This window comes from Arthrobacter sp. K410C (assembly GCF_059090105.1).
Genome location: NZ_JBNHFJ010000035.1, coordinates 1 through 10,882 on the forward strand (window position 1 = coordinate 1; position 10,882 = coordinate 10,882).

Annotated in this window: 15 protein-coding genes; 7 read left to right on the top strand and 8 right to left on the bottom strand. The window is 61.3% G+C overall.

Translation table 11 applies throughout. The features are described from left to right. Positions 1 to 366: 366 nt before the first annotated feature. Together AC5RU7_RS20800 and AC5RU7_RS20805 are read left to right on the top strand one after the other, a co-directional pair. Complete coding sequence (locus AC5RU7_RS20800) at positions 367 to 861, top strand: cupin domain-containing protein (RefSeq protein ID WP_494053840.1); 495 nt, start codon at positions 367 to 369, stop codon at positions 859 to 861. A 292-nt stretch (positions 862 to 1,153) separates the two neighbouring features. Continuing rightward, positions 1,154 to 1,387 carry an AMIN-like domain-containing (lipo)protein gene (locus AC5RU7_RS20805; RefSeq protein WP_494053841.1) on the top strand — a complete coding sequence of 78 codons (234 nt, stop codon included), beginning with the start codon at positions 1,154 to 1,156 and terminating at the stop codon, positions 1,385 to 1,387. Here the strand turns inward: AC5RU7_RS20805 and AC5RU7_RS20810 are convergent. Beyond that, complete coding sequence (locus AC5RU7_RS20810) at positions 1,365 to 1,652, bottom strand: hypothetical protein (RefSeq protein ID WP_494053842.1); 288 nt, start codon at positions 1,650 to 1,652, stop codon at positions 1,365 to 1,367. The genes AC5RU7_RS20805 and AC5RU7_RS20810 overlap by 23 nt on opposite strands. Before the next feature lie 248 nt (positions 1,653 to 1,900). Here AC5RU7_RS20810 and AC5RU7_RS20815 point away from each other — a divergent pair, with 248 nt between their 5' ends. Next, positions 1,901 to 2,464, top strand: a complete 564-nt coding sequence (locus AC5RU7_RS20815) for a hypothetical protein (RefSeq protein WP_494053843.1) — start codon at positions 1,901 to 1,903, stop codon at positions 2,462 to 2,464. Beyond that, positions 2,457 to 2,687, top strand: a complete 231-nt coding sequence (locus AC5RU7_RS20820; protein WP_494053844.1) for a hypothetical protein — start codon at positions 2,457 to 2,459, stop codon at positions 2,685 to 2,687. Before AC5RU7_RS20815 ends, AC5RU7_RS20820 begins: the two co-directional genes overlap by 8 nt. On the opposite strand, the gene AC5RU7_RS20825 is transcribed toward AC5RU7_RS20820, so the two are convergent. From AC5RU7_RS20825 to AC5RU7_RS20840, 4 genes are all read right to left on the bottom strand, one after another. Beyond that, the gene (locus AC5RU7_RS20825) at positions 2,650 to 2,991 is read right to left on the bottom strand and encodes a hypothetical protein (RefSeq protein ID WP_494053845.1); all 342 of its coding nucleotides are present in this window, start codon (positions 2,989 to 2,991) and stop codon (positions 2,650 to 2,652) included. The genes AC5RU7_RS20820 and AC5RU7_RS20825 overlap by 38 nt on opposite strands. A 506-nt stretch (positions 2,992 to 3,497) precedes the next feature. Then, complete coding sequence (locus AC5RU7_RS20830; protein WP_494053846.1) at positions 3,498 to 3,812, bottom strand: hypothetical protein; 315 nt, start codon at positions 3,810 to 3,812, stop codon at positions 3,498 to 3,500. Positions 3,813 to 3,877: 65 nt separating this feature from the next. Next, positions 3,878 to 4,426: a hypothetical protein gene (locus AC5RU7_RS20835; protein WP_494053847.1), complete on the bottom strand. Its 549-nt coding sequence runs from the start codon at positions 4,424 to 4,426 to the stop codon at positions 3,878 to 3,880. Between the two features lie 32 nt (positions 4,427 to 4,458). Continuing rightward, on the bottom strand, positions 4,459 to 4,581 hold the full coding sequence (locus AC5RU7_RS20840; RefSeq protein WP_494053848.1) for a hypothetical protein: 123 nt from the start codon (positions 4,579 to 4,581) through the stop codon (positions 4,459 to 4,461). Positions 4,582 to 4,892: 311 nt separating this feature from the next. Here AC5RU7_RS20840 and AC5RU7_RS20845 point away from each other — a divergent pair, with 311 nt between their 5' ends. Next, on the top strand, positions 4,893 to 5,087 hold the full coding sequence (locus AC5RU7_RS20845; protein WP_494053849.1) for a hypothetical protein: 195 nt from the start codon (positions 4,893 to 4,895) through the stop codon (positions 5,085 to 5,087). 770 nt (positions 5,088 to 5,857) lie between these two features. Here the strand turns inward: AC5RU7_RS20845 and AC5RU7_RS20850 are convergent. Both AC5RU7_RS20850 and AC5RU7_RS20855 read right to left on the bottom strand, forming a co-directional pair. After that, complete coding sequence (locus tag AC5RU7_RS20850; RefSeq protein ID WP_494009350.1) at positions 5,858 to 6,361, bottom strand: hypothetical protein; 504 nt, start codon at positions 6,359 to 6,361, stop codon at positions 5,858 to 5,860. A gap of 703 nt (positions 6,362 to 7,064) precedes the next feature. Beyond that, positions 7,065 to 7,418: a hypothetical protein gene (locus tag AC5RU7_RS20855; RefSeq protein WP_494053850.1), complete on the bottom strand. Its 354-nt coding sequence runs from the start codon at positions 7,416 to 7,418 to the stop codon at positions 7,065 to 7,067. Between the two features lie 384 nt (positions 7,419 to 7,802). Here AC5RU7_RS20855 and AC5RU7_RS20860 point away from each other — a divergent pair, with 384 nt between their 5' ends. Then, the gene (locus AC5RU7_RS20860) at positions 7,803 to 8,300 is read left to right on the top strand and encodes a DM13 domain-containing protein (protein WP_494053851.1); all 498 of its coding nucleotides are present in this window, start codon (positions 7,803 to 7,805) and stop codon (positions 8,298 to 8,300) included. A gap of 701 nt (positions 8,301 to 9,001) precedes the next feature. On the opposite strand, the gene AC5RU7_RS20865 is transcribed toward AC5RU7_RS20860, so the two are convergent. Continuing rightward, positions 9,002 to 9,754 carry a phosphotransferase gene (locus tag AC5RU7_RS20865; RefSeq protein WP_494053852.1) on the bottom strand — a complete coding sequence of 251 codons (753 nt, stop codon included), beginning with the start codon at positions 9,752 to 9,754 and terminating at the stop codon, positions 9,002 to 9,004. Positions 9,755 to 9,866: 112 nt separating this feature from the next. Between AC5RU7_RS20865 and AC5RU7_RS20870 the strand changes: the two genes are divergently transcribed. After that, entirely contained in the window at positions 9,867 to 10,265 is a 399-nt protein-coding gene (locus AC5RU7_RS20870; protein WP_494053853.1) for a nuclear transport factor 2 family protein, read from the top strand. Positions 10,266 to 10,882: the final 617 nt, after the last annotated feature.

Genomic DNA, 10,882 nt, shown 5'->3' on the forward strand with positions numbered 1-10,882 from the left:
GCTCGTTTCCCTCGCGGGAGTATTTGAGACCTCCCCCGATGGGGGCGCTATCGGCATGGCCGGTTTTGTCGGCTTCCTGCTCTTCCTGGTCTGGGTCTTGGCCGCGAGTGTCGTGCTGCTGCTCCGACCCGGCCAGCATCCCACCGACACATAAGGGAGCAAAGGAACCCGACCGCGGTCATTCACGGGAACAGGCGCAACACATTTCCGAATGCGTCGCCTTGACCTCCTCACGGAGGACGTCGGGTTCACATCAGAAGGACATTTCCGGTCAACTACATGGCGGCCGAGTTCAAGTACGGTGGATGGTTGCCCCTAGTACACCGATGGGTACCAACGCGGATGCCCCGGCCCTATCATGGCGGTATGGACACGCCGCTTGGCCCTCGTGTCGTCCGGGCAGGTGAGGGCGAAGTCACTGGAGAACCAGGGTTCCAGGACAGGTACCTTCTCGAGAGCGCAGCTTCCTCCGGCAGGGTTGCGCTGGTCGAACACGTGCTCGCGCCGAAGATGCTGGCCGCACCCATGCACCGGCACAGTCGCGAAGACGAATACACCTTCGTGCTGGCCGGCACACTCGGGGTGATCGAGGAGGGCACCGAGATCACGGCAACGCCGGGCGATTTGGTAGTCAAGCCTCGCGGACGCTGGCACACCTTCTGGAATGCCGGTGACGACGAACTCCGTGTGCTCGAGATCATCGTTCCGGGCGGCATCGAGGCACTCTTCCGCCGACTCGGCGAGCCTGGGGGTGAATACTCGCCGGATACACTTCCCGCCCTCGCAGCCGAGTACGGCGGTGAGGTGGACTTCGAGGCAACGATGCCGCTAATCGAGCGGCACGGGCTTCTGTTCGGGTAGGGAACCCACTACGGCGACAGCCTCCGGATTTACTGGCATGTGACCCAAATCCTGTGTTCTTCGCGGTTCCGCCCCGGACCGGCAACAACCCTCGTGTTGGGGGGATGGCACTCCCTAATCTTGAGCTGTCCCAGCGCACCACTCCCCCTTGGATGGCACCAAATGAAAAAACTCGTCCTCTGGCTCACGGCGCACCTCGCAGCCGTCGGGCTGGGCATCGCGGCACCGGGGGCCGTCTCGCAGCATCGTATTGCGGTCTCGAAGGGGATCCCTGGCCAAATCCGCGCCAAGGATGAGCACCGCTTCCGTCACCAACGTCCGCACAGGGCAGCAACCCTGCTTCGACCAGATGGTGGTTGATCTCAACGGCCCCGCAACGGGCTACACGGTCCGCTACGTTCCGGAGATCATCCAGGACCGCACCGGCTACACGATCCCGGTGTACGGCAACGCGCACCTGCAGGTCGTCGTGAACGCACCCTCCTATGACAGCAACGGCAACGTCACCTACAACCCGGCCGCCTGAAGAACTCCTTCGGGTCGGCGGCGAGCAGGCCCTGATGGCACACGATCGCATCTACGGGCCGTGTGTCCACGAACAGGACCGCGACCTCGCGGGAGTGGACCACGGTGTAGCGGGTGAAGTCTTCCATCCAGGAATGGATTCCGGTGAACTCCTCCAAGAACAATCCGTCGCCGAGCAGTCCCCGCTCCGTGAGCAGGTCGTAGACAACATTCCAGACGAGATCCATCAGTTCATGAATGGCCGCCTCAACCGTTGGGGCCGTCATGCCTCCATAGTCCTCCCGGGCGCCGACAGTCTTGCGGACCCAGCAGGCGTGTCCTGAAGATGCGTTACCAGTAGGGCTAGACTGGGCCGGGTTAGGACGGATCGGGGGATCCAAGGCGGCTGCGCCGCCGTTCCGCTGGTCGGTCGCAGCCAGCGGAGTCAAGGATAGACATGACCTTCTTTCAAAGCTTTCCGGTGCCTCCTTTACCGCCGCAGCCGCGCTCAACGAGGTATGCCCCGCCCCCTTGGGTGGCCGCACCCGCCTACGAGTTACCGGCGGTAGTACACCTCGGCAAGTTCCTGCACAGAAGCCCTACAACGGTCCTGGCAGTCAAAAGCGTCGATGTCTATTCCACTGGCTGTTCCTTCAGCCTGTCCTGGCTCTTCCGCCGTGGAGAGCAGAATGACGAGGACTGGGCCGGCCTGCAGCATCTGTTCTTCCATCCGGGGATGGGCATCCGACCTGGAAGAGTGCAGCATTCCGGACTGCTGTTCGGCGTGCAGTTCCCCGACGGCCCGAAGGCCAGCACCGGAAGCCAGGGACCGCATGGCCCGATGGACACCGGCCAGCAGCCTGCACCACCAGTGCTCGCCTTGAACAACTGCGGAGGCAGCGGCGCCGACGACGAATTTCTGGGCCGGGGCCGGCTTTGGCTGTGGCCGCTTCCTCCGGTCGGCGAGTTGCGTCTCCTGGCCCAGTGGCTTGACTTGGGGGTGAAGGAATCATTCATCACTTTGGACGGTGGCCAGTTGCGGAATGCGGCTTCAGGCGCCCAGCAGTTCTGGCCTAAAGAGGAGACCCGAAATGGCTGACTTCAACGGTTTGATCCTGACCGTGGTCTTCGCTGCGGTCTTCTTCTACGTCCTTTACGGCGTCATCCGCGCGGCCGTCCGCGACGGCATCCTTCAGGCCGATAAGCGACGGCAGAAGGCGGCCATCGCGGTCCACAGCGGACCGGATCATCCCGTGCTGGTGCCGCAGGTCAGCCCATCTTTGGTCAGTGTTCTTCCTCCGCTTGATAGAGATTCTCGATGACCCTCTCGGCGTGAGTTATGCCGATCTTGGGATGCATGGCACGCAGCTCTTCAACGGCAGCCTCATGCCCTTGACTCACGTTAATGGCTCGCAACCCGATGATCTGCATGCGAGATAGACGGACCCCTTTCTTGGACATCTGATGCTGTTCAAAAATGCGCCAAATACTCACCGCGCTTTGGGCGAGTGCGAGCGTGATAATCACGGGTGTCCAAGCATCCGCTTCCAGGGCAGTGCCGAAGTACATCGCTGCAAACCAGATCGCGATCAGAAGAGTTCCTGCGCCGAAATTCTGGGATCGCACCAGTCCGAAAAACTCATCGAGTCTAGTGGCGGAACCTCCGAGAGCAGAGCCGACTCTGCCGGCTTCACCGAGATTGCCAGCGAACCGAGAAAAAGGACCAGCATCCAAAGAGGGGGACTAGTAGGATCCCGAAGTTCGGGCAGCGCCCCGAAGAAGGACCCGACGACGGCCGCAGGCAGGATCACCAACAGGGCATCTGCCGGTTGCGGCCGCATGAGAACCCTGGGTGTTGATCGGCGATCCCAAAACAGGATGAAGCAGCCCTGGATAAGGGCCATGGCAGCGAATCCAACGGTGAACGGCGTTACCCTGCCCTTTTCGTTCTCGTTTAGAGCATGGCGGCCCACCACAGGCCAAGGCCCGCGGCAACCACTACAACTCCACCGACCAGGACACTGCTTAGCTGCATCCTAGACCCGGGAATCTGAAGTGGTCTCTGCGAGGAACGATTTGTCTGTTTCATTCGACTTCAGCCCTGGTTGCCGGCCAGGAATGGGAGAGGCACCCTACAGGCCGTTGTCCCGCCAGTCACCCGGGAAACGCTCTGGATGTTTGGGGTCCCTTCCCCGTTCACGCCAGTATTCGTCGCGCTGCCAGAGCGAGAACCGGATGACCGCGGTTCCGAAAACGATGACGAATAAGATCTCGACACCCAGCATCGCGATCCGCCAAGGCAACGAGGTGTTTGGTATCAGGTTCCACACCCCGAAGACGATGACGAACGGCAGCGACCAGTACGTGATGCGGGTGATCTTTCGCCGGGCTTCCTCCTTGGAAGCCGGAGACTTCCCGTCTTGAGGTACCCCTGACGACCGTGGCATGTCTGAACTGAACCACTGGTTCGCATACCGGGGCAAGGTGCGTGAGCGGATCTTGCGGCCGGAGACTAGGAGGATGCCTGCTCCACGGCATCCTGAATCTTCCGGAGCGTTGCAGGACTGACGGCAACCTCAATGACTCCCCCATTCGATTCCATGGTGATTATCTGGAATCCGAACGGAAGCCCCTGTTTATTGTCGTGGCGGTTGGATGTGCGGGGCGGCAGTCCTGTGGCGCGGAGGCCGGTGAGTGCCTTGCTGCGGCCGCTCGGTATCAGCTCGTCGTAGACGGCGGGCTGGAAGTCGATGAGGCCCGGCGCCGGGGTGGCAATGCCCATTTCCCAAATGCCGCTTAGGGAACCGGGCCGGGCGTTCGGGTACCGGAGGAACATGAGCAACTGCCCGTGCTCATCCAACCTCGCCTTGGTCCTCCGGAAACGCTTTTGGGTGAAGTAGGTACCTCCAGCAGCAACCAACGAGTACACCAACGCGCTGAACAGCGCGCTGTCCAGGCTGTCCCGAAAGATGAGCAGGTTCGTTCCCAGAAGGATGCCGAAGGCTATTGCGCCTACCACTGCCGCCTGCAGGCCCGGACGGAGATCCCGTCGTCGCTTCATGGCGAGAGTCTAAAGGCGGGCAGTTCGTTCCGCTACGCCTCGTGAGCCTCAGCTCCGGTGTCATCTCCGAGCTCGCCGGCGGCTATGCGCTCTGCGGTGCGGCGGTAGGCCTCGGCGATGTAGTCCTCAATGTCCTGCCGGCCGATGCGCCTCACGCTGCGGTAATCTTGCCTCCATTACAGCTGTTGGAATTGTTTGTTTGAGCACCGCACTCTTCGTTCCTAGCTCTTATCGCAGTCCTTGTGAGGATGGCGGTGACTGCCTGATAGGCGCGCGCCTGCTCAAGCCGACCGGATGGCAAACGCAGCGCATGAGGCCCGCCCGCCGTTCATCTGATGTGCGCCGGTTAGGCATTCCCGCCAGCGCACCGTCGTGGCTGATCGGGAATACGAATTTAACGCTGGCTGCAGAGGGAAGGACAATAAAGGGGTAGGACTGACGAGGCCCAGCGCCGAAGGAGGGTTCGATGGATTTCTTCTTCCCCTCGTTTTTGCCTTGGGCTTTCCTAACCGCCTTCGGCGTAGCATACGTTCTACTCCGCGAGGACGCCGACAAAATTGACAGGCTGGCCTTGTCTGGGGCGCTCGGCGCCGGCATGGCCGTCGTCGTCATAGCGTCACTGATCTTCTGGATGCTCAGTGTCCCCCCTTTCTCCAGATAGCGAGAGTCGCAGTGCAGTGCCCGCGCCTGGTCGGCGTTCTCGCAGGGCCGCTTAGACTGTCCGATTGGAAGGTTTGCCTAGGAACCTTCAATGAGACGGGCCGGGGCGTCTCAGATCTCATCTGTTTTCCTGCTTCGTATCGATACTCGTGTCGGAGCTCCTTAACGTGCTTCTTGATTAAGAAGCCAACCAGCACTGTGGCAGCGACAGCTACACCGACCCATAGCAACGCTCGCCGGTAGGGTTCTGCATTAGGAGAAATATGAGCACGGCAACAGCGCCCACAAGCGCGACAAATTTCGAAATCGAGTAGGCCGTGCCCTTCTTAACCGCCGGATGGACCCAGCCAATTGTTGCCCCGGTTCCTGCAGATGTTGCCCTTGATTCAGATCCAGAGCCGGATCCGCTTGCTGCACATGGGGACTTTTCCTTCTTCGCACGGTCTTTCGCCCTGTCACGGTAATTGGTCACAACCACCAGGAGTACGCAGGCGAGGGCGGTCACCCCGACAGCGCTAACCATGATGTTCATGACACCGTCGGGGATTCCGCTTGCATTTATATAGATCGCCGGTCTAATGGGGTCACGGCCTCTCCCAAACCCTTTTACTATGTCGAACCCTTACTGGGCAGAAAACTGGCGTTCCGATAAGTAGGGCCAAATTGGCAGGGACGGGACGCTGCATAATGCCACCATGTGCGGGAAGTCCTGCGGTCCTCGTGCCCCGCCCCCTGGCGGCCGGCCCGAGGGCCGGCAGCTTTCCCCTGGCCTCAGCTGACTCTGGCTTGGTCCAAGGCACTGAGCAATCCCCTGGTGTCCTCAACATCGTAAAAGGCCACCGTTTGTCCGAGTCCAAGACTGAAGAAATCCAGGCCGGTGTTTTGGTACATTCCGGCCCCGAAAGCCCCGGCCATGCCCTGGTACCCGAAAGTCACGCTGACATGGCGTCCGTCTTTGGACTGATCGATCTTGGTCGGCATGCCGTTGACCGGCGTATCGGAAACGGACCTGTCCCCTATTGAGACGATTGCCCTGCGATCCGTGAGTCCATACACTGTGCGGAGCTTCCGCCGCTTCTTGTAGATGAACCTTCCGAAGATGAAGTAGAGGCCTATCAGGACGAAGGGGATGCCCCACAGTACAAAGAAGGGTTGCTTGGCCGTGGTGGCAGCCGTGAACTCCCAGAAGATCGCGAAGCCACCCCAGAGGATGCTGAACGGCACCAGAAGGGCGTCCGCACCGGTGAAACGAACCCGGGGGTCCGGCTGACCCACCCACAGAAGCCTTTCACCTTGGCGAAGGAGTGGCAGAATCCGGCTTCTGGGATCGTTCATGCCTCGAAGTGTTACACAGTAGTTCCGGTCTGAACAGGGGAAACTCCGGTGGCGAAGGGCCAGCGAGGACGAGCGGAACCCAGGTAACGGTTTCAGCCCACCCGCGGCTTGCTTCAGGCATCACCTTCACGTGTCTGCTTCCGCAGGGACAACCCTCAGGGTTTGATCCCCGCACAGGAGCTGCCGTACCTGTCCTGCTGCTCTGAGCAGATCGAACCACTCAGCTGGGCGGCGAGGCGAGCAATGGATCCCGCAACGCGCCGCCGTCCAGCCGGAACAAAGTTGGGTTCAACGATTAGGAATGCGAATCGCCAACTAGGGCGGTTTTCGCCGGTTTTCCGGTCCTGAATCGCCAACTGGCTTCCGATCTCACAGGACTTGTGAGACCCCGACCTAAGCGAGCAATTGCTCGACGAAAAATAGCCAGGATCTCAAGGGACCGGCTTCCTCTAGATTGCGCTAGCGCAGTCAAAACTAACTGAGCATTTCCGGAAACACTGGGTTAGGGGCACCCGGTCAGGCCATGAGAACGTTCCGCAGTTAGACCTGCTCCCGTCGATTTCCTAGGAACGACGTGTTAGTCACAGAAGCTTGTCGAGTTCATTTGCAGGTCTCCTACCTCCACAGGCGCACGTCTGCTGCGTTAGTTCTTGATAGTTGCCACACTTTCGGCAGCTCCAGCGTTCCGGGCGAGGCAGCTCGACAGGCAGAAGTTCCAGCACTTGAGGCGGCAGGGGTAGTAATGCTCCGTGTAGAAATCCCCGTCGGGGTCCCAGCCGTAGGCGTAGTGGCCGAAACTCCCGTCATCCAGCTTGGAGGCCACCAGGACTCTGTCAGTTGTATCCGTGGCCGCCGTGAACCTCATAAACCGGGCTTTACCCTCGGCTGCCTGTTCCCGGATGGCACTACGCCCGAGCTCCTCGATGGACGGCGCGGCACATGAGGACACTGCCAGCAACAGAATGCCCGCGGCAGCGAACTTCAGGACACGCAGCATTCTTCCCCCAAGAAGTAGTGAGGCCCAGCATACCTGTCACCGTGGGAGAAGGTGTCCCCTTCCGTCTCATGTCCTACGACGATAGAGCGCTGAACTAGCTCCTCAACGCGATGCTGGAAGGATGCGAGAGAATCGGCAAGTTCGACCCTAAGTGCAAGTAACTCTTCAGCTGTTCGCAGTTCCCTTGGGCAGGTTGCCCCTGGTTCCTGCCGTCAGCACGCAGCGCTCCTCCGGCAGTTCTGGTACAAGCACCTCATGTCCGGGCAGGTGAACGTCGAGGACAGGTAGGGAGAATTGAGTCATGGGCTCCATGTGTGCGGTGGCCCGGGCGCTCCTCCCCGTCTTGGACTCGGGTAGGGTGCCAAAGAAGGAATCATTGGGGGAATGATGAAGCTGATGCGACGTGTGCTGCTCGCCGGAGTCCTGGTATCGGTCCTGGCGGGGTGTACTTACTCAGAACCTCGGCACGATCAGGAAACCCGCCCAGTCGAAGCATCTTCGGCTTCCTCTACTCCCTCGGCTGTGTCCGCCACGATGCAGGGCCCTTTCCAGTCCCTAACTGCAGCTACCTCTGGCACAGCCACCCTCGAGGTCAACGAGTCCGGCGCAGTTGTGCAGCTCGAAGACATGGCGACTGAGCCCGGCAAGGATCTTCGCGTCATGCTCAGTCCCGGCACTCTTGCTGCCGGCGTCGGCGGAGAGCTTGAATTGTCATCTATGAAGATGATCGAGATCGGCCCATTCCGGGCCGGCGCCACCCAGCGTTTCGTGATGGACGCACAAATGTGGACGGGCATGCAGGATCCAGTCCGGAGCGTGTTGATCTATGACTACTCCGCCAAGAAGGCACGTGCAGCGGCAGTCCTCAGCGACGAGAAGTGAAGGCTCAGGCTAGTGCCTCGGTGGATCCCGCCCCGGCCCACCATCCGTGGACGTTTGCCGCGGTGTGCGTCATGGTCCCGGCGCTGCCCCTGCTGGTGTTCAGCCTGGCGGATCCCATCGTCCAGCTGCTGCCCTGGTACGCGGCCGTCTACCTGCTGATCGAGGCCTGCATCTTCGGGCCCACCGGGCAGGTCCCGTCGGTTCGGCAGGCCGTGGCGTTCCTGCTGCCCGGCGCCCTGCTCGTTCCCCCGGCACTGCTGAACGTGGGCTTCTGGGCCGGCGGCTGGCTGCTGGGCCTGCCAGCATGGGGCCTGCTGCTGAGCCGCTGGACGCCCGAGACCCCACTACGGCCCGGCCAGCTGCTTCAGTTCGCCGGGCTGTGGGTGCTGGGTCTAGTGATCTTCACCTTCAATGGCATCTGGCCGATCTTCAGCCTCGGCCTGTTCCTCCTGCCGATCATCCCACTCATCCGGCTGGCGTACCCCGAGTACAGCGCCCGGCCGCTTCAGGCCGGAGCGGAAGTTTTCCTGGCGGTAGCCGCAGTCGTGGTGTCCTTCGCGACCCCCACACCCGAGGGGGCCTGGGCGTCGCCCTGGATATACGCCGGCGGGGCCGCGACTGCCGGGCTGATGATCGCGTTCTGGGCCAGGGGCCTCCCCCGCCGCAGGGCGATGCGTCGAGCTAATGATGGCGCGCGTCGTTTAGCCTGTGAGCGCCGTTCGCCAGGTTTCGATATGCCGGGCGACATATTCGCTTGTGGCTTTCCAGTGGGCTCCGTGCCCATCGGCGTACATCCGCGCCCACGGCTGGTGTCCGGTCAGATTCGCTGCATGCAGCAAGTCATGCATGGCCGAAACTCTCTGGGCGAGCATCTCAGGAAGTGCAGCCCGCTGGCCATGGTCGGCGCCATAGCCATCGACGAAGGCACGCAACCGGACACCGGCTTCGTCGGGCCGCTCCCCCTCCCAAAGTCCGGCGAAGGACTGGGCAGAATAGGCCAGGTCCCAAAGGCGCGTTCTCGGCCCTGCGCCGTCCCAGTCGATGAAGACCCACCGGTCGCCGATGATGAAATTCCATGGAGCCAGGTCGTTGTGGCAGATCAGATCCGGCTCGGACGCCGGGATCAGAACCTTCCACGACTCAACGTCATCTGCAGTGCACGCCGGGCTGTTGTCGTGGATGGCGCGCACGATCCTTCCGACCCTTCGCAGTTCAGCAATATCCAGCTGTCCTCGATCAATGGCCGAACTGCCGGCAACGTACTCGATGACCTGTCGGCCCTCTTTGTCGGGGCCAGCTACCTCCGGGACATCCACTCCAGCCGATCGCAACGTACCAAGGAACTGGTGGACTTTATCCGTGGAGGAGGTCCATGGTTTCCTCACGGTTTCTCCGTTGCGGACTACAAATTCAGCAGCGTTACCCCCGGCAAGAACCTGCTCATCAGTCACCATGACAGGCTAGGCCAGATTCGCGAAACGTGCTTCCCTTGAACGTCCAGCATCCTCTACCCGATGGGCAACATCGGTCTATCGCCGACGCCTGCCGTGGGGAGCATACTGAGACATGGCTGACTCCGATGACTTTCTGGCATGGCTTCGGTCCACCCTCTATGAGGCTGAAGTGGCTATTCACAATGGCGACGCCGCCCCGCGTCGGGCGATCTGGTCCAGCAACGAGCCGGTAAGTGTCCTGGGCGCGTGGCGCAACGCTTTCGGACAGCAGGAGCTCGATGAACTCTTCGCTGGTCTGGCAAAGCAGTTCTCCAACTGCACGTCCTACCGTTTCGAGCTGCTGGCATACGACGTCGTGGGCGACGTGGCCTATACGGCGGGACTGGAGCACACCTCCGCCTCCGTGGACGGCGAACCGCGGAGCTATACCCTCCGGGCCACACAGGTCTACCGTCGGGAGGACGGCGAATGGAAGGTCGCCCACCGCCACGGCGACACCGTAACCCCCTGACTCGGACAAAAATGCCCCCGGCCTGGGAGGCGCCATCATCCATCGGAAGCTGGGCCAGGAGGACGACGAAATCGCTGTCCTGAAGAGATGGCTGGCCGCCTGCCCCAGGTCGCGCCGGGCTGGCAGCAAGATTGCCGAGCGCCTCACCAAGCTGGAAGCGGTCTGACACCGGCGGGCGAGGGGTGCTTTCGAGATCCCAGTGTGGACAGGATTCAGAGGCTCAGCAAGGACGGGATGAGCAGGAGGGGCTTGAGGCCCTGCTATTGCTGGGCCTCCGGACTCAGCCTGGATTGAACAGGCTGCCACCCTCTCCGTTACGGATGCGGTCATCCGGAGCCAGCGCACCTTGGGCGACGACGTAACCATTGACGCATAGTTCCAGGGACGACGCCAGCGACGGTGCCGGTAGGGTGCGATTACCCGGGCTTGCGAACACATTGCTAAGCATGCTTATGATGGTGTCAATCGGATGGGGATCCGGTGTATGGGGAGTGGGAGTCGAAAAGGGTGCGCCCCGTTCTGAACTGCTCCCCGGGAGTTGGACTGAGAAATTCAGTTCCGACTCCCGGGGAGCAGTTTTATGCGTGCGTCTAGTTCGTTGTCTGAGGATCAGCGCG